At 65.9% G+C, this 24,137-nt stretch carries 18 protein-coding genes; 7 read left to right on the top strand and 11 right to left on the bottom strand.

Annotation, left to right across the window (positions count from 1 at the left end):
• Positions 1 to 5: 5 nt before the first annotated feature.
• Complete coding sequence (mnmA, locus tag ACE3SS_RS05665; RefSeq protein WP_374592213.1) at positions 6 to 1,109, top strand: tRNA 2-thiouridine(34) synthase MnmA; 1,104 nt, start codon at positions 6 to 8, stop codon at positions 1,107 to 1,109.
• 103 nt (positions 1,110 to 1,212) lie between these two features.
• Positions 1,213 to 1,650 (top strand): putative toxin-antitoxin system toxin component, PIN family, encoded by a 438-nt coding sequence (locus ACE3SS_RS05660; protein WP_374592191.1) that lies wholly within the window; start codon positions 1,213 to 1,215, stop codon positions 1,648 to 1,650.
• Positions 1,651 to 1,658: 8 nt separating this feature from the next.
• Here the strand turns inward: ACE3SS_RS05660 and ACE3SS_RS05655 are convergent, their stop codons facing one another.
• The 3 genes from ACE3SS_RS05655 to ACE3SS_RS05645 are packed head-to-tail and all read right to left on the bottom strand — an operon-like array spanning position 1,659 to position 5,073.
• Positions 1,659 to 2,774, bottom strand: coding sequence for an acyl-CoA dehydrogenase family protein (locus ACE3SS_RS05655; RefSeq protein WP_374592190.1), 1,116 nt, complete (start codon positions 2,772 to 2,774; stop codon positions 1,659 to 1,661).
• Positions 2,775 to 2,784: 10 nt separating this feature from the next.
• The gene (locus ACE3SS_RS05650; protein ID WP_374592189.1) at positions 2,785 to 4,302 is read right to left on the bottom strand and encodes an acyl-CoA dehydrogenase family protein; all 1,518 of its coding nucleotides are present in this window, start codon (positions 4,300 to 4,302) and stop codon (positions 2,785 to 2,787) included.
• 12 nt (positions 4,303 to 4,314) lie between these two features.
• Positions 4,315 to 5,073: an acetoacetate decarboxylase family protein gene (locus tag ACE3SS_RS05645; RefSeq protein WP_374592188.1), complete on the bottom strand. Its 759-nt coding sequence runs from the start codon at positions 5,071 to 5,073 to the stop codon at positions 4,315 to 4,317.
• 231 nt (positions 5,074 to 5,304) lie between these two features.
• Here ACE3SS_RS05645 and ACE3SS_RS05640 point away from each other — a divergent pair, with 231 nt between their 5' ends.
• The gene (locus tag ACE3SS_RS05640; protein WP_374592187.1) at positions 5,305 to 5,928 is read left to right on the top strand and encodes a TetR/AcrR family transcriptional regulator; all 624 of its coding nucleotides are present in this window, start codon (positions 5,305 to 5,307) and stop codon (positions 5,926 to 5,928) included.
• Positions 5,929 to 5,947: 19 nt separating this feature from the next.
• Here the strand turns inward: ACE3SS_RS05640 and ACE3SS_RS05635 are convergent, their stop codons facing one another.
• Positions 5,948 to 6,970 carry an AraC family transcriptional regulator ligand-binding domain-containing protein gene (locus tag ACE3SS_RS05635; RefSeq protein WP_374592186.1) on the bottom strand — a complete coding sequence of 341 codons (1,023 nt, stop codon included), beginning with the start codon at positions 6,968 to 6,970 and terminating at the stop codon, positions 5,948 to 5,950.
• 143 nt (positions 6,971 to 7,113) lie between these two features.
• Between ACE3SS_RS05635 and ACE3SS_RS05630 the strand changes: the two genes are divergently transcribed.
• From ACE3SS_RS05630 to ACE3SS_RS05615, 4 genes are read left to right on the top strand one after another with little or no spacing between them, the layout of a single operon-like run.
• On the top strand, positions 7,114 to 10,101 hold the full coding sequence (locus tag ACE3SS_RS05630; protein WP_374592185.1) for a molybdopterin-dependent oxidoreductase: 2,988 nt from the start codon (positions 7,114 to 7,116) through the stop codon (positions 10,099 to 10,101).
• The gene (locus tag ACE3SS_RS05625) at positions 10,098 to 11,141 is read left to right on the top strand and encodes a 4Fe-4S dicluster domain-containing protein (protein WP_374592184.1); all 1,044 of its coding nucleotides are present in this window, start codon (positions 10,098 to 10,100) and stop codon (positions 11,139 to 11,141) included. The genes ACE3SS_RS05630 and ACE3SS_RS05625 overlap by 4 nt, the downstream gene beginning before the upstream one ends.
• Positions 11,142 to 11,164: 23 nt before the next feature.
• Complete coding sequence (locus ACE3SS_RS05620; protein WP_374592183.1) at positions 11,165 to 11,710, top strand: hypothetical protein; 546 nt, start codon at positions 11,165 to 11,167, stop codon at positions 11,708 to 11,710.
• Positions 11,707 to 12,252 (top strand): molecular chaperone TorD family protein, encoded by a 546-nt coding sequence (locus ACE3SS_RS05615; protein WP_374592182.1) that lies wholly within the window; start codon positions 11,707 to 11,709, stop codon positions 12,250 to 12,252. The genes ACE3SS_RS05620 and ACE3SS_RS05615 overlap by 4 nt, the downstream gene beginning before the upstream one ends.
• A 118-nt stretch (positions 12,253 to 12,370) precedes the next feature.
• On the opposite strand, the gene rpoC is transcribed toward ACE3SS_RS05615, so the two are convergent.
• The 7 genes from rpoC to nusG all read right to left on the bottom strand — a co-directional run bounded on the left by rpoC (position 12,371) and on the right by nusG (position 24,135).
• Positions 12,371 to 16,618: a DNA-directed RNA polymerase subunit beta' gene (gene rpoC, locus ACE3SS_RS05610; protein WP_374592181.1), complete on the bottom strand. Its 4,248-nt coding sequence runs from the start codon at positions 16,616 to 16,618 to the stop codon at positions 12,371 to 12,373.
• Between the two features lie 20 nt (positions 16,619 to 16,638).
• A complete protein-coding gene (gene rpoB / locus ACE3SS_RS05605) occupies positions 16,639 to 20,766 on the bottom strand; it encodes a DNA-directed RNA polymerase subunit beta (RefSeq protein WP_374592180.1) in 4,128 nt (1,375 codons plus the stop codon).
• Between the two features lie 296 nt (positions 20,767 to 21,062).
• On the bottom strand, positions 21,063 to 21,443 hold the full coding sequence (gene rplL, locus ACE3SS_RS05600) for a 50S ribosomal protein L7/L12 (RefSeq protein WP_374592179.1): 381 nt from the start codon (positions 21,441 to 21,443) through the stop codon (positions 21,063 to 21,065).
• Between the two features lie 51 nt (positions 21,444 to 21,494).
• The gene (rplJ, locus tag ACE3SS_RS05595; protein WP_374592178.1) at positions 21,495 to 22,010 is read right to left on the bottom strand and encodes a 50S ribosomal protein L10; all 516 of its coding nucleotides are present in this window, start codon (positions 22,008 to 22,010) and stop codon (positions 21,495 to 21,497) included.
• A gap of 294 nt (positions 22,011 to 22,304) precedes the next feature.
• The gene (gene rplA / locus ACE3SS_RS05590; RefSeq protein ID WP_374592177.1) at positions 22,305 to 23,006 is read right to left on the bottom strand and encodes a 50S ribosomal protein L1; all 702 of its coding nucleotides are present in this window, start codon (positions 23,004 to 23,006) and stop codon (positions 22,305 to 22,307) included.
• A 1-nt stretch (position 23,007) separates the two neighbouring features.
• Positions 23,008 to 23,439, bottom strand: a complete 432-nt coding sequence (gene rplK, locus ACE3SS_RS05585) for a 50S ribosomal protein L11 (protein WP_374592176.1) — start codon at positions 23,437 to 23,439, stop codon at positions 23,008 to 23,010.
• A 168-nt stretch (positions 23,440 to 23,607) separates the two neighbouring features.
• Entirely contained in the window at positions 23,608 to 24,135 is a 528-nt protein-coding gene (gene nusG / locus ACE3SS_RS05580) for a transcription termination/antitermination protein NusG (protein ID WP_374592175.1), read from the bottom strand.
• Between the last annotated feature and the right edge of the window lie 2 nt (positions 24,136 to 24,137).

Below are 24,137 nucleotides of genomic sequence, written 5' to 3'. Positions count from 1 at the left end.
CGGGCGTGCGGCGTCAGCGGGTGGTCGTCGGGCTGAGCGGCGGCGTCGATTCGGCCGTGTCCGCCTGGCTGCTCAAGCAGCAGGGGCACGAGGTGATCGGCATCTTCATGAAGAACTGGGAAGATGACGACGACTCCGAATATTGCTCGAGCCGGCAAGACTTTCTCGACGCCGCCAGCGTGGCCGACGTGATCGGCATCGAGATCGAGCACGTCAACTTCGCCGCCGAATACAAAGACCGCGTCTTCGCCGAATTTCTGCGCGAATACCAGGCCGGCCGCACGCCCAACCCCGATGTGCTGTGCAATGCCGAGATCAAGTTCAAGGCCTTCCTCGACCACGCGATGCGCCTGGGCGCCGAAAAGATCGCGACTGGCCACTACGCCCGAGTCCGGCAAGTTGGCGAGCAGCATCAACTGCTCAAGGGGCTCGACCCGCTGAAAGATCAGAGTTACTTCTTGCACCGCCTGAACCAGGCCCAAATCAGCAAGACGCTGTTCCCGGTGGGCGAGCTGCCCAAGACCGAGGTGCGCCGCATCGCCGCCGAGATCAAGCTGCCGAACGCCAAGAAGAAGGACTCGACCGGCATCTGCTTCATCGGCGAGCGGCCGTTCCGCGAGTTTCTCAACCGCTACCTGTCGAACACGCCCGGCCCGATCAAGGACGACCGCGGCCGCGTGCTGGGCGAACACGTCGGGCTGAGCTTTTACACGCTGGGTCAGCGCAAAGGCATCGGCATCGGCGGTGTGAAAGACAAGGGTGCGCCGCGCGGCGGTGGCGAGCACGAGCCGTGGTTCGTGGCGCGCAAGGACGTGGCCACCAACACGCTCTACGTGGTGCAGGGCCACGCCCACCTCTGGCTGCAAAGCCACGCGCTGCGCGCCGACGACCTGAGCTGGGTCGCCGGCTTTGCGCCCCCCATCGGCCCGCTGGCCGCCAAGACGCGTTACCGCCAGGCCGACGCCGAATGCCGCCTCGAATCGACCGACGCCGAGCACATCGACGTGCGTTTCGCCGAGGCGCAGTGGGCCGTGACGCCGGGGCAGTCGGTGGTGCTGTACGACGGCGACGTCTGCCTGGGCGGCGGCGTGATCGCGGAAGCTCAGTGAATAGGACATGGGCTAGCGCGGGAGCCCGAGCGCCCGGCCGCCCGAAGCCGGGCTCCGTCCCCTCGGGGGACCGACTGCGGTATGCCGCAGGCGAGGGGTAGTCATGCCGCCCATCATCATCCTCGACACCAACGCGCTGCTCGACTGGCACCTCTTTCGCGACCCCGCGATGCAGCCGATCGCCGCAGCGGTGGCGGCCGGCGCCGTGCGCTGGGTGGCTTGCGAGGCGATGCGGCGCGAGTGGGGTCTGGTCTGGCCGCGCGATTGCTTTGCGCGCTGGCAACCGCACCCCGAAACGATGGCCGCCGCGTTCGAGCCCGCCCGCTTCGTCGATCGCCCGCCGCGCGGCCCGATGCGCTGCAAGGACCCGGAGGATCAGGTGTTCATCGACCTGGCCCTGGCCGTGGGCGCGCGCTGGCTCATCAGCAAGGACGCCGCGCTGCTCAAGCTGGCTCGCCGGGCTCGCGCGGTGGGGCTGGAGATCGTGCCCGCCGCGCGCTGGAGCGGTCTGCCCCCGCCGGACAGCGCGGCGGGCTGCTGAGCGCCGCGTCAGGCCGCCAGCGCTTGCGAGATGAGCCGCTGGCGCCGCCAGGCCACGCCGCCCGGCAGGCTTTGCAGTTGGCGCGCGTCGCGCAGGCGGCGCTCCTGACCGTAGTCTTTCATGTAGCCGTTGCCGCCCAGCAGTTGCACCCCGTCGAGCGTGAGTTCGCAGGCCAGCGCGCCAGCGTGCAAGGCGCCGTATTCCGCCGACGCGGCATCGGCCGCCCCCGCCGGCTCGTCCGCCGCCACGGCCTGGGCGAGCAGCCCCCGGGCCGCGCGCCAGCGCTCATGCATCAGCGACAGCAGGCGCCGCACTTCGCCCCACCCCAGCAGGTCGCCGCCGCCTTGGTGGCGATCGGCGGCGTAGGTCTGAGCGGCTTGCAGGCTGCCGCGCATGACCCCGCATTGCATGGCGATCACCCCGGCGGCCAGCAGCGGCGCGCCACGCCGGAACGCGGTCGCCGCGTCCACCCCGAGGAGCAGGCACGGCGCGGCGGTCAGGCACAGGTCGGCCGCGCCGCACGCCGTCAGCCCGAGGGTGCGGATGGGCGCGCCGCGCCGCACGCCGGGGTGCCGCAGATCGAGCAGCACCAGGGGGCGCGTGCCGTCTGGCGCGCAAGCCGGCAACACGGCCCAGTCGGCCGAGTCGCCGAGCAGCAGCATCGGCACCTCGCCACTCAGCGCCGCCGTGGCGCCGCCGTCGGCGCCGGGCGACGCCGTCAGCGCGGGCCAACTGCCTTCGTCGAGCGCCCGGTAGCCCGGCCAGGCCAGCCAGGCATCGGCCAGATCGGGCGCGTGCCGCCGCCACGCATCGGCCGGCAGGCTCGCGCAGCGCAAGGCCCGATGGGCGGCCGCCTGGGCGTAGATCACCGCAGCCGCCGAGGCATCGACCGCGCCGAGGGCCTCGAGGACGCGCGCCAGCGCCGCCGCGCCTTGCGCCAGCCCGCCGAGGCGCTCGTCGGCGCAGATCGAGGCCATGCCCATCTCGCGCATGGCGGCCCTGACCTCGTCGCCCCGGCTCGCGGCGTCGCCCGCCAGTTGGCCGCGCGCGAAGGCATCGGCGGCGTCCCACCAGTCGTGCAGCCCGTCGTCGGGCCAGCGCATCTCGCAGCTGTCGTGGCTCATGGTTGACTCCTCACACCGCGCAGTTGCGCAAGAAAACGCGCACGCCCTCGTGCGGCCGCAGCAGGCACTTGAAATAGTTGATGCGGTTGAGCTGGTTGGTGCCTTCGTAGATCTGCAGCAGCTTGGCGTCGCGCAGGCGTTTCTCGACGCCGTACTCGTGGCGCAGGCCGTCCGCCCCCATCAGCTCGATCGCCAGGCCGGCGTTCTTCACCGCGAAATCGCTGCACGCCACCTTGGCCAGCGAGGCCACGCCCGAGGTGAGGTGCTGCCAGCACGGCGGATACGCGCCGAGGTAGCGCCGCTGGAACCAGCGCGTGAGCCAGTCGCTGCGCAGCGCCAGCGCGCCGCCCCGGCGCATCCAGGCGCGGGGCATGAGGCGGTCGGCGCCGTAGGCCGGCTGGGCGAACAGCACCTGGTACAGCCCGCCCAGCCCGTTGGCCAGGGCCGACTCGATGTAGGCCTGCCGGGCCTGCGCGGCGTGCTGGGCCATGTCGGCGAGCAACGTCTGGGCCCATTGCTGCTCGATCAGGAGCTGCCCGCCGGCCAATTGCCGGGTGGCGGCGTAGCGGGTGGCCGCCTCGGCGGCGCCGCGCGCCGTGCCGGCCGCGAAGGCGCCGACCCCGGCGCGCGTGGACGACACCACGTAGTCGATCACCGTCTGCGCGATGTCGCGATGCGGGCGCCCGAGCGCGCGGGTCTGCTCGCGGTCCAGCGCCACCTGCTCGGGCGGCACGCGGCAGTCATCGAACAGCAGCTCGGACGCCACGCAGGCCTTCTGCCCCATCTTCTTTTCCTTGGCCCCGAACGAGAACCCCGGCGTGCCGGTACGCACGGCCGCGACGACGGTGGTGTCGGCGGGGTGGCGACGATCTTCGTAGGAGATGACCATGTGCCAGGTCGATACGTGCCCGTTCGAGATGAACACCTTGCGCCCGTCGAGCCGGTAGCTGCCGTCGGGCTGGCGCGTGGCCGTGGTGCCCAGGCGGGCGCGGTCGACCAGCTCGGTCTCTTCGACGTCGGTGCCGGCGTGCGGCTCGGTGATGGCCAGCGAGACGAGGCAGGGCCGGCGTGCTCGCTCGCCCGCCACCACGTCGGCGAACACGCGCAGCGCCAGGCGCATGTTCCAGGTGGACAGCAGCGTGGCCACGCCCAGGTAGTGCACCCCGATCACGTTGGCCAGCCCGACGCACTCGCTCGACACCTCCTCGATGAAGGCGTAGAGCGACAGCATGTTCCAGCCCGCGCCGCCAAACATCTTGGGCAGCCAGCGCGTGAACAGGCGCCACTCGTTGGCTTGCGCGATGAAGCCGTGTGCCAGCAGCTCGGGGTCGTCTTGCACGGCGCGGTCAAGGTCGAGCGCCAGCAGCCGCACCACCTCGGCGTTGAAGCGCCGCGCCAGCTCGATCGCCGCCTCCACGTCGCGTCGCGCCGAGCGGGGCAGCTCGGCCACCGCCGCCAGTCCGGCCGACCACCCGGCCAGGCCGGGCAGCCCGCCCGCGCCGCCCGCCGACGGGTTCGACTGTGTCATCGCGGCCTCCCCTCAGCGCGTGCGCAGCAGGTGCGACAGCCGCGTCATGAACGCCGGCCCCACCGGCCAGATCCGCATGGGTGGCGGGAACAGCCCGCCGCCGATATCGCAGGTGCGGATCGTCGCGCGCTCGGCCGGCCCGGCGGCGATGCCCAGCGGCTCGTAGGGCGAGTCCTTCAGCTCCACGCGCAGCTGCATCTGGTTGGCTTCGTGGACCGTCTCGGACGGCCGCACCGTCAGCAAGTGCCCCGGCATGAAGACGCTGATGTGCGAGCGGATGTTGACCTGCATGCGGCCGATGCCCGGGCCGGGCTGGGAGTCGCGCGCGCCGACCGCGCCCTCGAAGCGCATCACCTCGAAGCCGCGCCGCGCCACGCTGCCGTGAAAGCGGCCGTCCGGCCCCTCGGCGAACTCGATCTGCGCCATCTTCTTCGGGTACCCCAGCAGCTCGCGCCCCCAGATCAGCGCCTGATCGCAATCCACCACCATCCACGGGCAATGCAGCACCGGGAAGATGCCGAACAGGCGGGCATGGATCAGCACCGCCGCCTCGCGGTAGACGCAGCCGAACGTGGTCTTGGGGTAGTCGGCGATGAACAGCGTGGCGCGCGCCGGCCGGGCCAGTCGCAGCGGAAACGGCAGCCAGCTCCGCACCTTGGCCGCGTCCACCGGGATGTCGCAAAAGACCATGCGGGCGTGATCCCACATATTCGGCTTGCCCAGCCCCATGCCCAGCATCGTGCGCCATTGATCGATGAAGCGAAACAGCATGTCGAACCCTTTCCGGTTGGCCCGTCGCGGCGACAGGCAGCGCACGCAGTTTCACCGATAGATCTATAGGCGATCATTGACCCACTTCAAAGCCATTCGTTGCCCGGCCCCAGGAAACTACCGAGTATCGATGCCGAACGCCCGCCGAATGCCAGCCGGATCCAGCCCGACCAAGTCGGCTGATTCGACCTATAAGACAATCGCCCGATCAAGCGCACCGTTGCCCCGCCCATGCCCGCCGCCGCCCGCCCCCTCAGCCGCAAGGAAGCCAAGCTCCTGACCCGCCATCGCCTGCTCGACGCCGCCATGGCCGTGCTGCTCGAACACGGCCCCGACGGGCTCACCACGGGGCGGATCACTCAGCGGGCGGGGGTGGCCCAGCCCACGTTCTACGTGCACTTTCGCGACATGGACGAGCTGCTGCGCGAGCTGGCCACGCAGCTGGTGCAGCAGTTGCGCCACAGCCTCGATGCCGCGCGCGCGCCGCTGCGCACCAGCAGCGATCTGGTCGCCGCGTCGGTCGAGGCCTATCGGCTGTCGATCCGCGCGGCCGTCAGGCACGCGGGCCTGCTGCGGCTGTTTCTGGCCGAGCAGCACCGCCCGCAATCCACCCTCGGAGCCTGCGGACGGCAGTTGCTCGACGAGCTGAGCGCCGACCTCGCGCGCGACCTCGCCGGACTGGCTGCCGCCGCGGGGCTGAGCGACGCCATGCGCCGCATGGGTGCCGACGCGGTCGTCGCCCTCACCTTGCAATTCGGCCTGGGGCTGGCCGATCGCCGCTACGACAGCGAGGATCAGGTCGTCGAGCTGCTGGCGCGCAGCACGGTGGCGATGATGCTGGCGCTGCCGCAATGAGCCGCGCCGCCAGCGCGCCTCAGCCGGCCTGCCGCCGCGCCTTGCGCCAGGCCTGGGGGGATTGCCCCGTCCAGCGCTTGAAGGCGTGGCCGAAGTTCGACGGGTCGGCGTAGCCCAGACGCTCGCCGATGCGCTGCACGCTCTCGTCGGTATCGCCCAGCCAGCGCAAGGCCTGCCGCAAGCGCTCTTCGTCGGCGAGCTCCTGAAGCCGCACGCCTTCGTCGCTCAGGCGCCGGCGCAGGGTGCGCGCCGACAGGCGCAGGCGCGCCGCCACGGTGTCGGCATCGGGGAAGCTTTCGCCCGCCGAGGCCAGCACGCCGCGCACCTGGGCGGCCACGCCGGCGGTGTCACCGGCCGTGACCAGCTCGGCCGCGCAGGCCGCTCGCGCCTGGGCCAGCGCCGTGGCGTCGCCCAGCGGCAGCGGGCGGTCGAGATCGGCGCGCGCGAAAACGAGAGCGTCCGCCGCGCAGGCCGCGCGCACCGGGCAGCCGAAGGTGCGCGCATAAGCGTCGTCCACCGTTGGCCGGCACAGCTCGACCCGGCGCAGCCGCAAGGCGCCTTGGGCCAGAAAGCGCAGCGATGAGAACGTGCAGCCCAGGGTGATGTCGACCACCACGTCGTGCCGGGCCAGGGGCTGCGCGCGCTGGATCGTCAGCCGCGCCTCGTCGCCCTCGGCCAGCAGGCTGATCCAGACCAGCGGGCTGCGGATGCGAAAGAACTCGGCCACCAGCGACAGGGCTTCGCCGATGCTGCGGCTGGCCATCGTCGCGAAGCCCAGGCTGCCGTGCGAGGCCAGCGACAGCTGCAGCCCGAAACGCAGCCCAAAGCCGGCGCCCAGCTCGCGCTCGGCGGCGTCGAGCAGACGATCGACCCGCGCCAGCTCGACGCGCCCGTCGGGCCGCAGCGCCTCGGCGCGCAGCCCGGCGGCGCCCTGCACCCGCCGAGACTGCCCGCCCTGCGCGTCGATGTAGTCGAGCAACTGCCCGAAGTAGTGCACCGGAACCCGGCGCTGCCGGCGTGGTGGCGAGGCTTCGTTCTGCATGCTGGCCATTATTCACCGATTGTTGTCATGCCCTCACCGGCGCGCCGGGCCGTCGCTCACTACGCTCAAAGTGGCGTGAAGACGACACAACCGTGTCGGGATCACGACAACACCACGAGACAACACGACAACGAGAGGGTGCGATGACGCTCACGAGACGAACCCTGTTCAAGTATGCGGCGCTGGGTGCCGGCGCCACGGCGGTGGCGGGCCTGCCGCTGTATCACTTCAGCCCCCGCCGGCATCAGGCCAGCGGTGTGCCGCTGGGCCCGCGCACGCAAGAGAAGCTGGGATCCTGGATGGATCTGTACCGCCAGCGCTGGACGTGGGACAAGGTGGCCAAGGGCTCGCACGGCTGGCTGAACTGCCGCAGCGCCTGCAACTGGGACATCTACGTCAAGAACGGCGTCATCGTGCGCGAGGAGCAGGCGGCCAACTACGCGTCGTCCGAGCCCGGCGTGGTGCCCGACTTCAACCCGCGCGGCTGCCAGAAAGGGGCCTGCTACACCCACGTGATGTATGGCCCGTCGCGCTTGACGACACCGCTCAAGCGCGTGGGCGAGCGAGGCTCGCGGCAGTGGCAGAAGATCTCGTGGGAGCAGGCCATCGACGAGATCGCCGGCAAGATGGTGGACATCGCCCAGCAGCACGGTGTCGAGGCGATCTACCACGATCTCGGCCCGCACTTCGATTACGGCGCCACGACCGCCGGGCGCATCAAGTTCTTCGGGCAACTGGGCGCCACGATCGCCGACGACTGGGCCGAGGTGGGCGATCTCAACATCGGCTCGATGCTGACGTTCGGGTTTCCGCACATGGGCGGCAGCTCGGACGAGTGGTTCTTGTCCGATCACCTCGTCGTCTGGGGCATGAACCCCGCCGTCACCCAGATCCCGGACGCGCATTTCTTGTTCGAGGCCCGCTACAAGGGCGCCACGCTCACGGTGGTCGACCCGATCTTCTCGGCCACCGCCACGCACGCCGATCACTGGCTGCCGATACGCGCCGGCACCGACGCCGCGCTGGCGCTGGCCACCGCGCGCCACATCTGGGCCACCGATCGCGTGAACTGGGCCTACGTGAAAGAGCAGACCGATTTGCCCATGCTGGTGCGGCTGGACACGGGGCAGTTTCTGGCCGAGAGCGACCTCAAGCCCGAGGGCCGCACCGGCGTGTTTTATTGGTACGACTTGCGGGCCCGGCGGATCGCGGCGGCCCCCGCCGGCGAGGGCAGCGACAACCCCCGGCTGTTCTTGCAAGACGTCGACCCGGCCATCGAGGGGCTCTACAGCGCCACGCTCAAGGACGGCAAGACCGTTCAGGTAGCGCCGGTGGGCGCCATCTTGAAAGAGCAGCTCGACCTCTGGACGTTCGAGCGGGCGGCGCAGGTCACCAGCCTCAGCGTTGCGCAAGTCGAGGCGTTCGCCGAAGGCTTTGCCAAGGCCGAGCGTCCGCTGGTGCTGTCGAGCTGGGGCTCGAACCGCTTCTTGCACGCCGATCTGATGAACCGCTCGAAGATCCTGTGCCTGGCACTCAAGGGGGCCATCGGCAAGCGCGGCGCCGGCCTCAACGCCACCGGCTGGTTTGCCATCGAGGGCTTCGAGATCGCCACCGAGCTGAAAGCGCCTGGCCTGGGCGGGCTGATGGGCGTGGCCCTTGAGGCGCTGGGCTGGGGCGGCATCTTTCGCACGGCAGCCGAGCTGGTGATGCGCAAGAAGACGCCGCTCGAAATCACGCTCACCGAAACCCAGCGCATCACCAACGAGCGGGTGTGCGCCACCAACAGCGCTTCGGCCAACCTCAACTTTGCCGGCATCAAAGGCGAGCTCGACCGCGAGACGCGCGCCGCCGGCTACTCGCGCACCCTGAGCGACTACGACGCCGAGGCGCGCCGCAAGGGCTGGATGCCGACCTTTCCGCGCCCCGAGAAGACCCCGCCCAAGGCCTGGATCACCGGGGGCAACAACGTTCTGCGCCGCAGCAACCTGCCGCAACACGCGCTCAACGAGCTGTGGCCCAGCCTGGATCTGGTGGTGGACGTCAACCCCAAGCTGTCGTTCACCGGCATGCATGCCGACTACCTGCTGCCCGCCGCGGGCTACTACGAAAAGGTCGGGATCAAATACCCGGTCTCGTATGTGCCCTACCTCCACTACTGCGACGCCGCCATTCCGCCGCTGGGCGACAGCCGCGACGAGTGGGAGATCTACTGGCATCTGTCCAAGCGGGTGCAAGAGATTGCCATCGAGCGCAACGTGCCCGCCGCCGCGCCTTGCGGGCTGAAGAAGGAATTCGATCTCAAGCAGATCCACAAGATCTACGCCTGCGACGGCGGCTGGGGCCCGAAGGACGCCCCCGGCGTGACGCAAGAAATCATCCGCTTCAGCTCATCGACCTCGGGCATGCAAGACACCGATCTGCGGCAAAGCGGCGTGCAGAAGTTCAGCAGCACCGGCAGCACCACGCTCAACTCGCAGCTCTTCAATGGCGATTGGGAAGGCGAAGGCGTGCTGACCGTGGCCCAGCACCAGGTGAAGCACAAGTGGCGCTGGCCCACGCTCACGGGCCGCCAGCAGTTCTACATCGACCACCCTTGGTTCATCGAGGCCAACGAGAGTCTGCCCACCCACAAAGAAAGCCCCAAGGCCGGCGGCGACTACCCGTTCCAGATGATCTCGTGCCACTCGCGCTGGAGCATCCACTCGATCTGGCGCGACACCCCGCTGCTGATGCGCCTGCAACGCGGCGAGCCGCTGCTCTATCTCAACCCCGCCGACGCCAAGCGCCTGGGCCTGGCCGACCACGCCTGGGCCGAGATCTTCAACCGGCTGGGCACCGTACGCATGCGTATCAAGCACTCCAACATGGTTCGCCCCAACGTGGCGTATTTCTTCCATGCCTGGGAGCCGCATCAGTTCCCCGATCACCGCAGCTACAAGTGGATCATGCCCGGGCTCATGAACCCCATGCACTTCGCGGGCGGACGAGGACACGTGCAGTGGGCCTTCGCGCTGTTCGAGCCCGGCACGCATGTGCAAGACACCCGCATCGGCATCCGCCCCTGGACGGAGCCAAACAACGCCAACGCCAACCCCAACGCATCCGCCAACCCGCAAGGGCAACACGCATGAGCCTGATCCAACCCCAACCCGTCCAGCGCCAACTGGCCATGGTGCTCGACCTCAACAAATGCCTGGGCTGCCAGACCTGCACCGTGGCCTGCAAGAACCTCTGGAACCGCGACGAAGGCACGGCCTACGCCTACTGGAACAACGTCGAGAGCATGCCCGGCAAGGGCTTCCCGGCCAAGTATTGGGAGATCGGCGGCCGCGATGCCCACGGGCAGGTCAAGCGCGGCGAGATCCCCGACGCCGACACCGGCTATGGCCGCGCGTGGAAGTTCAACCACAAAAAGGTCTACTTCAAGATCGCCACCGAGGCCGAAGCCGAAAAGCCCTGGCTGCGCCCCGAGGGTCAGCCGCAATGGGGCCCGAACTGGGACGAAGACCACGGCGAGGGCCAATACCCGCAAGACAACCACCAGTTCTACCTGCCGCGCCTGTGCAACCACTGCACGCACCCCGCCTGCAAAGACGCCTGCCCGCGCAACGCCATCGAGAAGCGCGCCGAAGACGGCATCGTGCTGGTCAATCAAGACCATTGCCACGGCTACCGCTTCTGCGTCGAAGCCTGCCCGTACAAAAAGGTCTTCTTCGACCCGGTGCGGCAGGTGTCCACCAAGTGCATCTTCTGCCTGCCGCGCGTCGAGAAAGGCGTGGCGCCGGCGTGCGCCCGGCAGTGCCCGGGCCGCTTGCGCTACGTTGGCTATCTGAACGACGAAAACGGCCCGATCTGGAAGCTGGTGCACCAGTGGAAGGTGGCGCTGCCGCTGCACCCCGAGTTCGGCCTGGAGCCCAACGTGTTCTACATCCCGCCGCTGTCGCCCCACAAGCTCGACAGCGAAGGCCGCCCCACCAACGAGATGCGTATTCCGCCGGGCTACCTCGAAAGCCTGTTCGGCCCGCGCGTCCACACGGCGATGGCCACCTTGCAAGCCGAGCGCGAACGGAGCAAGCACGGCCAGGCCAGCGCCCTGATGGACATCCTCATCGCCTACGACTGGAACGACAACTTCCACCTCGACACCGGCAAGAGCGCCACCGTGTTCTGACCCCCGCCCCTGAAAAGCCGAACATGAAAACCATCGACATGATGGCCGCGCCCGTGGCCATGCAGCCCGGCGGCTATATGGCCAAGGCCTACGCCGACCACACCACGCCGCTCACGCCACGCGTGCAACTCGATTACGAGCGCGTCGCCGGACGCGGCTATCGCATCGTGCTGCGCTGGCCCTGCAGCGCCCCGGTGACGTCGGTAACGGACAACCCGTCGCTGTTCCCCGACGCCTGCGCCCTGCTCGTGCCCGAGCAGGCCGATGCGCCGTGGATCACCATGGGCGCGCCCGGCCAGCCGGTGCAAGGCGTGCTGTGGCGCGCTGATCGCAAAGACTTGTTTCGCATGCACGCCGAGGGCCTCGGCACCATGCAACGCAGCACGCCGCCCACCAACTGGGTCGCCGCACCCAAGTGGGAAGGTGGCTACTGGCAAGTGGTGCTGCAACTCCCGGGTTGGGTCGAACTCGAAAAAGCCGGCAAGGTGGGCGTCGCCGTGTGGCGCGGCGATCAGAAAGAGCGAGGCGGGCTGAAATCCGTCTCCACGACCCTGGTGTCCTTGACATGAGCGCCGCGCAAACCCAGGCGCACCACGCCGCGCCCGAAGGCGTTCTCGACAAGCCCGCGCCTGACGACGACGGCGCCATCGATCTGCTCTTGTGGTCGCGATTCTTCAGCCCGATGCTCGATGACCGCGAACGCGCGGAGGTGTTCTCGGCGCTGGGGCTCGGCTCGTTCGAGACGCTGGCGGGCGACTACTGGGGCACCTTCCACCTGGGAGCACCACAGTCCCCCGTGACCGTCATCCTGCACGCCGAGTTGCAGCTCGACGGCGGCGACGTGCGAGAAGACTTGGTGCGCGTCATGGAGCATCTCCAGCTGGATTGGGCCGCTGCGCCGCTACCGCCAGATCACCTGGCCGTGGTGCTGGAGCTGCTGGCCGTCTCGTTTGAACAAGAGGAGCCCGTCTTGCAGCACGGACTGATCACGCGCTGGCTGTTGCCCTGGGCCACCCAGGTGGGCCAGCGTCTTGAAGGCACCGCCTGGCAACCCGTGCTGGCGCGGCTGGCCGATGACCTGCGCCAATGCCCGGCGCCTGACGCCAGCTGATCGCACAAAAAAACAACCCGCCAGTCACTTGCACTGATCAAAACTGAATCAATACAAGTGACTGGCGGGTTGATCACCCGGGCCTTTCGGCCCGGGTCCGCAGCACGAACGTAACCGCTTATTCGGCAGCCACGTCGCCACCGGCAGCGGGTGCAGCCTCTTCGGCCGACTCGTCCAGTTGCGACATTGCCAGGGCAGCGTTCTCTTCCGCCTCTTGCATGGCGATGGCGCGACGCTCGGCGTCGTCCATCTCTTCCTTGGCCTTGCGAGCCTGGTGGAAGGCCAAGCCGGTACCGGCCGGGATCAGACGACCCACGATGACGTTTTCCTTCAGGCCACGCAGCTCGTCGCGCTTGCCCATGATGGCAGCCTCGGTGAGCACGCGGGTCGTTTCCTGGAAGGAAGCGGCCGAGATGAAGGAGTCGGTCGACAGCGAAGCCTTGGTGATACCCAGCAGCACGTCGGAATACGTGGCCGGGATCTTGCCCTCGGCGCGCATCCGGTCGTTGGTGTCGAGCATCTCGGAGCGCTCCACCTGCTCGCCAGCGATGTAGTGCGTGTCGCCCGGGTTGGTGATCTGCACGCGACGCAGCATCTGGCGAACGATCACCTGGATGTGCTTGTCGTTGATCTTCACGCCCTGCAAGCGATACACGTCCTGCACTTCGTCAACGATGTAGCGGGCCAGTTCCTCGATACCCAGCAGACGCAGGATGTCCTGCGGATCGGCCGGGCCGTCGACGATCAGCTCACCCATGTTGACCACCTGGCCTTCGTGCACCAGGATGTTCTTTTCCTTGGGCACGAGCTCTTCCCAGATCTTGCCTTCCGGATCGGTGATCTGCAGACGCACCTTGCCCTTGGTTTCCTTGCCGAACGACACCGTACCGGTGATCTCGGCCAGGGTGCCCTTGTCCTTCGGCGTACGGGCTTCGAACAGCTCGGCCACACGCGGCAGACCGCCGGTAATGTCGCGGGTCTTCTGACCTTCGATCGGGATACGCGCCAGCACTTCGCCCGGAGCGAGGTCCTGACCGTCGCGCACCTGGATCAGCGCGCCTACTTGGAAGCCGATGGTCACCGAGTGGTCGGTACCCGGGATCTTCACTTCGGCGCCGGAAGCGTCGAGCAGCTTCACTTGCGGACGCACCACCTTGGCGGCGCCACGGCGTTTCGGGTCGATCACGACGAGCGTGGACAAGCCGGTCACTTCGTCCACCTGCTTGGCCACGGTCACGCCTTCTTCGACGTTCTCGAAACGGGCCTTGCCGGCGAACTCGGTGATGATCGGACGGGTCAGCGGATCCCAGGTTGCCAGGATCAGGCCAGCCTTCACGGACTGGTCTGCCTTGACGTTCAGCGTCGCGCCGTACGGCACCTTGTGGCGTTCGCGCTCACGGCCGTGCGGGTCGGAGATGACGATTTCGCCCGAACGCGAAATCACCACCAGTTCGCCCTTGCCGTTGGTCACGTAGCGCATCGTGGCGTTGAAGCCGATCAGACCGTCGGACTTGGCCTCGACGCTCGACGCGATGGCGGCGCGCGACGCGGCACCACCGATGTGGAAGGTCCGCATGGTCAGCTGGGTACCCGGCTCACCGATCGACTGCGCGGCGATCACGCCCACCGCCTCACCGGCGTTCACCAGGCCGCCACGGCCGAGATCGCGGCCGTAGCACTTGGCGCACAGGCCGAATCGCGTGCCGCAAGTCAGCGGCGTGCGAACCTTGACTTCATCGACGCCTGCGGCCTCGAGTTCGTCCAGGGTGTCTTCGTCCAGCATCTTGCCGGCCGGCACCAACACTTCTTGCGTCTCGGGGTGCAGCACGTCGATCGCGGGCACGCGGCCCAGGATGCGGTCGCGCAGCGATTCGATCACTTCACCACCTTCAACCAGCGCGCGGGTGGCGATGCCGTTGTCGGTGCCGCAGTCCTGCTCGGTCACGACCAGATCCTGCGTCACGTCGACCAGACGACGCGTCAGGTAACCCGAGTTCGCGGTCTTCAACGCCGTGTCGGCCAGACCCTTGCGGGCGCCGTGGGTCGAGATGAAGTACTGCAGAACGTTCAGGCCTTCGCGGAAGTTCGCCGTGATCGGCGTCTCGATGATCGAGCCGTCCGGCTTGGCCATCAGACCCCGCATACCCGACAGCTGACGGATCTGGGCGGCGCTACCGCGAGCACCCGAGTCGGCCATCATGTAGATCGAGTTGAACGACTCCTGATCAACTTCCTTGCCGTTGCGATCGATGACCTTCTGCTTGGCCAGCTGGCTCATCATGACCTTGCCGACTTCGTCGCCGGTCTTGCCCCAGATGTCCACGACCTTGTTGTAGCGCTCGCCAGCGGTGACCAGACCGGACACGTACTGCTGCTCGATCTCCTTCACTTCCTTCTCGGCGCGCTCGATCAGGCCCGGCTTTTCCTTCGGCACGAGCATGTCGTCGATCGCGATCGAGATGCCGGCGCGCGTGGCCAGACGGAAGCCGTTTTGCAGCAGCTTGTCGGCCAGCACCACGGTTTCCTTCAGGCCGCACTTGCGGAACGAGGTGTTGATCAGGCGCGAGATTTCTTTCTTCTTCAGCGCCTTGTTGATGTTGGCGAACGGCAAGCCCTTGGGCAGGATCTCGCTCAGCAACGCGCGGCCCACGGTGGTCTCGACCAGCTTGGTCTCGGGCTTGAACTCGCCGGTTTCCTTGTTCTTGACCCACTCGGTCAGGCGCACGTTGATCTTGGCGGTGATCTCGACCACGCCGTTGTCGAGCGCGCGCTGCAACTCCTTGAGATCGGCGAAGACCATGCCTTCGCCCTTGCCGTTGATGCGCTCGCGGGTCGCGTAATACAGACCCAGCACCACGTCTTGCGACGGCACGATCGACGGCTCGCCCGAGGCCGGGAAGAGCACGTTGTTCGAGGCCAGCATCAGGGCACGGGCTTCCATCTGCGCTTCGATCGACAGCGGCACGTGAACGGCCATCTGGTCACCGTCGAAGTCGGCGTTGAAGGCCGCGCAAACCAGCGGGTGCAGCTGGATCGCCTTGCCTTCGATCAGCACGGGCTCGAAAGCCTGGATGCCGAGGCGGTGCAGCGTCGGCGCGCGGTTCAGCAGAACCGGGTGCTCCTTGATGACCTCCTCCAAGATGTCCCACACCACCGGCGTGCCGGCTTCGACTTCCTTCTTGGCAGCCTTGATCGTGGTCGCGATGCCCATGGCTTCGAGACGCGCGAAGATGAAAGGCTTGAAGAGTTCAAGCGCCATCAGCTTGGGCAGACCGCACTGGTGCAGCTTGAGGGTCGGGCCCACGGTAATCACCGAACGACCCGAGTAGTCGACGCGCTTGCCCAGCAGGTTCTGACGGAAGCGACCCGACTTACCCTTGATCATGTCGGCCAGCGACTTCAGCGCGCGCTTGTTGGCACCGGTCATGGCCTTGCCGCGACGACCGTTGTCCAGCAGCGAATCGACCGCTTCTTGCAGCATGCGCTTTTCGTTGCGCACGATGATCTCGGGCGCCTTCAGCTCCAACAGGCGAGCCAAGCGGTTGTTGCGGTTGATGACGCGACGATAGAGGTCGTTCAGGTCGCTTGTTGCGAAGCGACCGCCGTCCAGCGGCACCAGCGGACGCAGGTCCGGCGGCAGCACGGGCAGCACATCGAGGATCATCCAGTTCGGCTTGATGCCCGACTTCTTGAAGGCTTCCATCACCTTGAGGCGCTTGGAATTCTTCTTGACCTTCAGCTCGGAGCCGGTCATGTCGCCACGCAGCTTCTCGATCTCGGTGTCGAGGTCCATCTCCTCGAGCAGGCGCTTCACGCCCTCGGCGCCCATCAGCGCCTCGAACTCGTCACCGTACTCCTGCTTCTTCGCGTCGTAGTCGTCTTCCGACATGATGCTGAACTTCTTCAGCGGGGTCATGCCGGGGTCCACCACCACGTAGGCTTCAAAGTAGAGCACGCGCTCGATGTCGCGCAGCGTCATGTCGAGCACGAGGCCCAGACGGCTGGGCAGCGACTTCAGGAACCAGATGTGCGCGCAGGGCGCAGCCAGGTCGATGTGACCCATGCGGTCACGGCGCACCTTGGTCTGGGTGACTTCGACGCCGCACTTTTCGCAGATCACGCCGCGGTGCTTCAGGCGCTTGTACTTGCCGCACAGGCACTCGTAGTCCTTGATCGGGCCGAAGATCTTGGCGCAGAACAGGCCGTCACGCTCGGGCTTGAACGTGCGGTAGTTGATGGTCTCAGGCTTCTTCACTTCACCGAACGACCACGACCGAATCTTCTCGGGCGAGGCCAGGCCGATCTTGATGGCATCGAAATGCTCATCAGGGGTGAATTGCTTGAACAGGTCCAGCAAACCTTTCATGGGGCTCTCCTATTCCTATCTCAGTTGCGCTCGAGCTCGATGTCGATACCGAGCGAACGAATTTCCTTGACCAGCACGTTGAACGACTCGGGCATGCCGGCGTCGATCGAGTGCTCACCCTTGACGATGTTTTCGTACACCTTGGTACGGCCATTCACGTCGTCGGACTTCACGGTCAGCATTTCCTGCAGCACGTAAGACGCACCGTAGGCTTCGAGCGCCCACACTTCCATTTCACCGAAGCGCTGGCCGCCGAACTGCGCCTTACCACCCAGCGGCTGCTGCGTGACGAGCGAGTACGGGCCGGTCGAGCGGGCGTGCATCTTGTCGTCCACCAAGTGGTGCAGCTTCAGCACGTGCATGTAGCCGACGGTGACCGGACGCTCGAAGGCGTCACCGGTGCGACCGTCGTGCAGGATGGCTTGCGTGCGGGTCGGCGTCAGGCCCTTGGCCTTGGCGATGTCGGCCGGATAGGCCAGCTGCAGCATGCCGCGGATTTCTTCTTCCTTGGCACCATCGAACACCGGCGTCGCGAACGGCACACCCTTGCTCAGGTTGGCCGCCATCTCGCGGACTTCGGCGTCGCTGAGCGCACTGAGCTCTTCGGTCTTGCCGCCCGACTTGTTGTACAGCTCGTCGAGGAACTTGCGCAGCTCGGCCGTGGCGGCTTCTTTCTGAAGCATGTCGCCGATGCGCTGGCCGATGCCCTTGCCGGCCCAGCCCAAGTGCACTTCAAGCACCTGACCCACGTTCATCCGCGAGGGCACGCCCAGCGGATTCAGCACGATGTCGCACGGCGTGCCGTCGGCCATGTAGGGCATGTCTTCGACCGGAACGATCTTCGACACCACACCCTTGTTGCCGTGACGGCCGGCCATCTTGTCGCCAGGCTGCAGGCGGCGCTTCACGGCCAGGTGCACCTTGACCATCTTCAGCACGCCAGCGGGCAGCTCGTCGCCTTGCGTGAGCTTCTTGCGCTTTTCTTCGAACGCGAGGTCGAAGCTGTGGCGGGTCTGCTCCAGCGAGTTCTTGATCGACTCGAGCTGGTTCGCCAGCTCGTCTTCCGCCGGGCGGATGTCAAACCAGTGGTAGCGCTCGATCGACTGCAGGTACTCGGCAGTGATCGCCGTACCCTTGGCCAGCTTGTTCGGGCCGCCGTTGGCGACCTTGCCGGCCAGCAGCTTGGCGATCCGCTCGAACGCGTCGGCTTCGACGATGCGCAGCTGATCGTTCAGGTCCAGGCGGAAGCGCTTCAGCTCATCGTCGATGATCTGCTGGGCGCGCTTGTCTCGCTGGATGCCTTCACGGGTGAAGACCTGCACGTCGATCACGGTGCCGTTGGTACCTTGGTCAACACGCAGCGAGGTGTCCTTCACGTCGGACGCCTTCTCGCCGAAGATGGCGCGCAGCAGCTTTTCTTCCGGCGTCAGCGTGGTCTCGCCCTTCGGCGTGACCTTGCCCACCAGCACGTCGCCCGGGCCAACTTCGGCGCCGATGTAGACGATGCCCGATTCGTCCAGGCGAGCCAGTTGCTGCTCGCTCAGGTTCGGGATGTCGCGCGTGATTTCTTCGCTGCCCAGCTTGGTGTCGCGGGCCATCACCACGAGTTCCTCGATGTGGATCGAGGTGTAGCGGTCTTCGGCCACCACGCGCTCGCTGATCAGGATCGAGTCTTCGAAGTTGTAGCCGTTCCAGGGCATGAAGGCCACCAGCATGTTCTGGCCCAGGGCCAGCTCGCCGATGTCGGTCGAGGCGCCATCAGCAATCACGTCGCCCGCCGCCACCTTGTCGCCACGGCTCACGATGGGGCGCTGGTGGATGTTGGTGTTCTGGTTCGAGCGCTGGTACTTGATCAGGTTGTAGATGTCCACACCGACTTCACCGGCCACGGCTTCGTCATCGTTGACACGAATCACGATACGGTTCGTGTCGATGTAATCGACCACGCCGCCGCGGTTGGCGGTCACCACCGTACCCGAGTCGACCGCAGCCACGCGCTCGACGCCCGTACCGACCAGCGCCTTTTCGGGGCGCAGCACCGGCACGGCCTGACGTTGCATGTTGGCGCCCATCAGCGCGCGGTTCGCGTCATCGTGCTCCAGGAAGGGCACGAGCGAGGCAGCGACCGACACGATCTGCGTCGGGGCCACGTCCATGTACTGGATGCGCTCGGGGCTGGTCAGCACCGACTCACCCTTTTCACGGGCCGACACGAGTTCGTCGATCAGCTTGCCGGTCGCGTCGAGCGAGGCGTTGGCCTGCGCGATCACGTAGTCGCCTTCGCGGATGGCCGACAGGTAATCGATCTGGTCGGTCACCTTGCTGTCGATCACGCGGCGATACGGCGTTTCGAGGAAGCCGTACTCGTTGAGTTGCGCATACAGCGCCAGCGAGTTGATCAGGCCGATGTTCGGACCTTCAGGCGTTTCGATCGGGCACACGCGACCGTAGTGGGTCGGGTGCACGTCGCGCACTTCAAAGCCGGCGCGCTCGCGGGTCAGACCGCCCGGGCCCAGGGCCGAGACGCGACGCTTGTGCGTGATCTCGGACAGCGGGTTGGTCTGGTCCATGAACTGCGACAGCTGCGACGCACCGAAGAACTCCTTCAGCGCAGCCGAGATCGGCTTGGAGTTGATCAGGTCGTGCGGCATCAGGGCTTCGGTCTCGGCCTGGCCCAGACGCTCCTTCACGGCCTTCTCGATACGAGCCAGCCCCGAGCGGTACTGGTTCTCGGCCAGTTCGCCCACGCAACGCACGCGACGGTTGCCGAGGTGGTCGATGTCATCGACTTCGCCACGGCCGTTGCGCAGATCGACCAGGATCTTGACCACGTCGAGGATGTCCTCGTTGGTCAGCACCATCGGGCCTTCGGAGCCTTCGCGCAGCACGCGCGCGTTGAACTTCATGCGGCCGACGCGCGACAGATCGTAGGTGTCGGGGTTGTAGAACAGACGGCCGAACAGCGCCTGCACGGCGTCTTCGGTCGGCGGCTCGCCGGGGCGCATCATGCGGTAGATGGCCACGCGGGCAGCCAGCTCGTCAGCGGTTTCATCGCTGGCCAGCGTTTGCGAGATGAACGCGCCTTGATCCAGCTCGTTGGTGTAGAGCACCTGCAGGTCTTTGATGCCACCGGCGCGCAGCTTCTTGAGCAACGCCTCAGTCAGCTCGTCGTTGGCCTTGGCGATGATCTCGCCGGTGTCCGGATCGACGATGTTCTTGGCCACCACGCGGCCGAGCAGGAAGTCTTCCGGCACGGTGATGAACTGCGTGCCCGATTGCTCCAGCGCGCGGGTGTGGCGCGCGGTGATGCGCTTGTCCTTCTCGACGACGACGTTGCCGCCCTTGTCGGTGATGTCGAAACGGGCCACCTCACCCTTGAAGCGGTCGGCGACGAATTCCATCTGGGCACCAGCGTCCATCAGGCGGAAGTTGTCGAACACGAAGAAGTGCGCCAGGATCGCTTCCGGATTCAGGCCGATGGCCTTCAGCAGGATGGTGACCGGCATCTTGCGGCGACGGTCGACGCGGAAGTACAGGATGTCCTTCGGGTCGAATTCGAAGTCGAGCCACGAGCCGCGGTACGGAATGATGCGGGCGCTGAACAGCAGCTTGCCCGAGCTGTGGGTCTTGCCCTTGTCGTGCTCGAAGAACACGCCCGGCGAGCGGTGCAGCTGCGACACGATCACGCGCTCGGTGCCGTTCACGATGAACGAGCCGTAGTCGGTCATCAGGGGCACTTCGCCCATGTAGACCTCTTGCTCCTTGATCTCCTTGACCACCTTCGACTGCGAGGTCGAAGTTTCACGGTCATAGATGATCATCTGCAGGCGAGCGCGCACGGCCGCTGCATAAGTCAAACCCCGCTGCTGACACTCGCGCGTATCGAACGCCGGTTTGGCGATGTTGTATTCGAGGAATTTCATTTCCACGAACCCGTTGTGCGAGACGATCGGGAACGCGGACAAGAAGGCCGCTTGCAAACCTTCCGGTTTGCGCTTGGCAGGCGGAACGTCCTTTTGCAAGAAGGCGACGTACGAGTCCTTCTGCATCGTCAACAGGTAAGGAACATTCAGCACGCTCGTGCGTTTGCCAAAGCTCTTGCGAATACGCTTGCGCTCGGTGTAGCTGTAGGGGGTTGCTTTCGCCATCAATGACTCCGTGTCGAGGCGCCGGCGGGCCCTGCGCGGCGCTTCTCGGTTCGGCGACTGGCTTTTCGAACATTGCGTTCGAAGCTTGGTGGTTGGCCACTACCAACCGCTGGCGGACAACCGAGGCATTGCACCTCGGTCCGACCAAACCGGTTCTCTGCAGTCGGTTCAGAGAACACTTGGAAGGGCGCTGCGGTCGGCAACATCCTTTCAAGTGCCCTCAGGGGCGACAAACCCCTGAAGTGCGAAAAGGCTGGCAGCCCGAAACGGACGCCAGCCTCGCTTCAACCCAAGAATTACTTGAGTTCAGCCTTCGCGCCAGCTTCGACCAGCTTCTTGACGGCAGCTTCAGCGTCAGCCTTGGCAGCGCCTTCCTTGACGTTCTTCGGAGCGCCGTCCACCAGATCCTTGGCTTCCTTGAGGCCCAGGCCGGTGATTTCACGGACAGCCTTAATCACGCCGACCTTGTTGGCACCGGCTTCAACCAGCACCACGTTGAATTCGGTCTTCTCTTCAGCAGCAGCGGCAGCGCCACCAGCAGCACCGCCAGCAGCGGGAGCGGCCATTGCAGCGGCCGACACGCCGAACTTCTCTTCGATGGCCTTGACCAGCTCGTTGAGCTCCATCACGGACATGCTGTCCAGGGCGGTCAGGAATGCGTCTTTATCGAATGCCATTTTGGTTTCCTAAAAATCGGTTGAATGTTGAATTGAGTACGCGCGCGGGGCTCAAGCAGCCGGGGCTTCGGCGGTTGCGCCGCCACCCTTTTGCTCGGCCACAGCGGCCAGCACGCGAGCAAAGCCCGACACCGGCGAATTGAGCAGGCCACACAATTGGGCCAGCAGCACTTCCTTGCTGGGGATGGAGGCCAGCGCCTTGACACCATTGGCGTCCAGGGCCTTGCCTGCATAAGCACCCGCCTTGATGACCAGCTTGTCATTGCCCTTGGCAAAGTCAGCGATCACCTTGGCTGCTGCCACGGCATCTTCAGAGAAACCGTAGATCAGCGGGCCGCTCATGCTCTCAGCGGCGACTTCAAAGGACGAGCCTGCGACAGCGCGGCGCGCCAGGGTGTTCTTCAGCACGTGAAGATACACACCCTGAGCACGCGCGATGCGGCGCAGCTGGTCCAGTTGAGCCACCGTGAGTCCGCGGTACTCAGCCAAAGCCAGCGTCTGCGACTTGCCCGCCTGGGCAGCCACTTCGGCGATAACGGCTTCTTTTTCGTTGCGATTCAGACTCAAGGTCTACTCCTTAAAACGCGTTCGGTTTGCCTTGCGACACCCCGGACGCACCCGGTTTGCAGCGACCTTCTGTCCGGAAAATCCTTGCCTTGCGGCATTCGAATTCCTTCCAGCGGGACCGCCATCTGCGTTGGCTTGCCAGCCTGCTTGCGAAAACTTCGCTCACCGGCCTCGATTAAGCAGCTTGCGCCGCGCCAACGGTCTTTGATAGCCCGTCGCTTCCGAAAAGGCGACGGCCCACCAATCTTTTCGGTTTGGCGTCAGACACCCGCCAAACCCTGATTCACTTCAGGCTCAAGCGCCCACGTTCACGGACGACACGTCCACGCGCACGCCCACGCCCATGCTCGACGACACCGCCACCTTGCGCAGGTAAATGCCCTTGCTGGTGGCCGGCTTGGCCTTGGTCAACGCATCCAGCAGCGCTGCCAGGTTGGTCTTGAGCTTGTCGGCGTCGAACGAACGACGGCCGATGGTGCCGTGCACGATACCGGCCTTGTCGACACGGAACTGCACTTGGCCAGCCTTGGCGTTCTTCACGGCGGTGGCGACGTCGGGCGTCACGGTGCCGACCTTCGGGTTCGGCATCAAACCGCGGGGGCCGAGGATCTGACCCAGCGTACCAACGATGCGCATCGTGTCCGGCGAAGCGATCACGACGTCGAAGTTGATGTTGCCAGCCTTGACTTGCTCAGCCAGGTCTTCCATGCCGACCACGTCAGCGCCAGCAGCCTTGGCTTCTTCAGCCTTGGCGCCTTGGGCGAACACCGCCACGCGCTTGGTCTTGCCAGTGCCGTTGGGCAGCACCACGGCGCCACGCACGACCTGATCCGACTTCTTGGCGTCCACGCCGAGTTGCACGGCCACGTCGATGGATTCATCGAACTTGGCGGTGGCGCACTCTTGCACGATCTTGAGAGCATCTTCGATGGCGTACAGCTTGGTGCTGTCCACTTTGCCTTCGAGGGCCTTTTGGCGTTTCGTCAGCTTAGCCATGTCACACCCCTTCCACGGTCACGCCCATCGAACGGGCGGAGCCGGCAATCGTACGAACCGCGGCGTCCAGGTCGGCAGCCGTCAGGTCCTTCATCTTGGTCTTGGCGATCTCTTCGATCTGCGCGCGCGTCAGCTTGGCCACCTTGTCGGTGTGCGGACGGGGCGAACCCTTGTCCAGCTTGGCTGCCTTCTTGATCAGCACCGTTGCGGGCGGCGTCTTGATGACGAAGGTAAAGGATTTGTCTGCGAACGCGGTGATCACGACCGGCAGCACGAGACCCGGCTCCATGCTCTGCGTCTGGGCGTTGAACGCCTTGCAGAATTCCATGATGTTCAGACCGCGCTGACCCAGCGCCGGACCGACCGGAGGCGAAGGGTTAGCCTTGCCTGCCGGAATTTGCAGCTTGATGAAGCCGACAATTTTCTTGGCCATTTCTTTCTCCTGGAACCACCCCGGCGGCCGCGCCAAAGTGGCTGAGTTCCAACGCCCACGGGCTGATTACCTGGGCTCCTCGCACCGATATCTCGTCATCGGCAGCAACGGATGGCGTTCGGCACCTTGCGGCAACCGCCCCACCATCGGGGCTTGATCAATAGATGGTCAGATTTTTTCAACCTGCCCGAAATCGAGCTCAACCGGCGTGGCGCGACCGAAAATCGTGACCGACACGCGCACCTTCGATTTGTCGTAATTGACTTCTTCGATGGCACCGTTGAAATCGGTGAACGGACCTTCCTTGACGCGCACCACTTCGCCGACTTCCCACTCCACCTTGGGCCGGGGCTTCTCGATGCCTTCTTGCATCTGGTTGACGATCTTCATGACCTCGTCTTCCGAGATGGGCACCGGACGGTTCTTGGCGCCACCCACGAACCCGGTCACCTTGGAGGTGTTCTTGACCAGGTGCCAGGTGTCATCGCTCATCACCATCTCGACCAGGACGTAGCCCGGGAAGAAGCGGCGCTCGGTGACCGATTTCTTGCCGTTCTTGACCTCGACCACCTCTTCGGTCGGCACCAGAATGCGCCCAAATTGGTCTTGCATGCCGGCGCGGTCGATGCGCTCGCGCAGATTGCGTTCGACAGCCTTCTCCATACCGGAGTAGGCATGCACAACATACCAACGCAGCG

Source organism: Aquabacterium sp., assembly GCF_041915145.1.
In the GTDB taxonomy this organism is placed as follows: Bacteria; Pseudomonadota; Gammaproteobacteria; order Burkholderiales; family Burkholderiaceae_C; genus Aquabacterium.
The sequence above is the reverse complement of the archived record's forward strand: the minus strand, read 5'-3'. Positions and strand labels throughout refer to the sequence as shown.

Bases quoted from the DNA above. Each gene is read 5' to 3' on its own strand.
- ACE3SS_RS05660 (WP_374592191.1), top strand. From the start codon at position 1,213: ATGCCGCCCATCATCATCCTCGACACCAACGCGCTGCTCGACTGGCAC.
- ACE3SS_RS05655 (WP_374592190.1), bottom strand. From the start codon at position 2,774: ATGAGCCACGACAGCTGCGAGATGCGCTGGCCCGACGACGGGCTGCAC.
- ACE3SS_RS05650 (WP_374592189.1), bottom strand. From the start codon at position 4,302: ATGACACAGTCGAACCCGTCGGCGGGCGGCGCGGGCGGGCTGCCCGGC.
- ACE3SS_RS05645 (WP_374592188.1), bottom strand. From the start codon at position 5,073: ATGCTGTTTCGCTTCATCGATCAATGGCGCACGATGCTGGGCATGGGG.
- ACE3SS_RS05640 (WP_374592187.1), top strand. From the start codon at position 5,305: ATGCCCGCCGCCGCCCGCCCCCTCAGCCGCAAGGAAGCCAAGCTCCTG.
- ACE3SS_RS05635 (WP_374592186.1), bottom strand. From the start codon at position 6,970: ATGCAGAACGAAGCCTCGCCACCACGCCGGCAGCGCCGGGTTCCGGTG.
- ACE3SS_RS05630 (WP_374592185.1), top strand. From the start codon at position 7,114: ATGACGCTCACGAGACGAACCCTGTTCAAGTATGCGGCGCTGGGTGCC.
- ACE3SS_RS05625 (WP_374592184.1), top strand. From the start codon at position 10,098: ATGAGCCTGATCCAACCCCAACCCGTCCAGCGCCAACTGGCCATGGTG.
- ACE3SS_RS05620 (WP_374592183.1), top strand. From the start codon at position 11,165: ATGAAAACCATCGACATGATGGCCGCGCCCGTGGCCATGCAGCCCGGC.
- ACE3SS_RS05615 (WP_374592182.1), top strand. From the start codon at position 11,707: ATGAGCGCCGCGCAAACCCAGGCGCACCACGCCGCGCCCGAAGGCGTT.
- rpoC (WP_374592181.1), bottom strand. From the start codon at position 16,618: ATGAAAGGTTTGCTGGACCTGTTCAAGCAATTCACCCCTGATGAGCAT.
- rpoB (WP_374592180.1), bottom strand. From the start codon at position 20,766: ATGGCGAAAGCAACCCCCTACAGCTACACCGAGCGCAAGCGTATTCGC.
- rplL (WP_374592179.1), bottom strand. From the start codon at position 21,443: ATGGCATTCGATAAAGACGCATTCCTGACCGCCCTGGACAGCATGTCC.
- rplA (WP_374592177.1), bottom strand. From the start codon at position 23,006: ATGGCTAAGCTGACGAAACGCCAAAAGGCCCTCGAAGGCAAAGTGGAC.
- rplK (WP_374592176.1), bottom strand. From the start codon at position 23,439: ATGGCCAAGAAAATTGTCGGCTTCATCAAGCTGCAAATTCCGGCAGGC.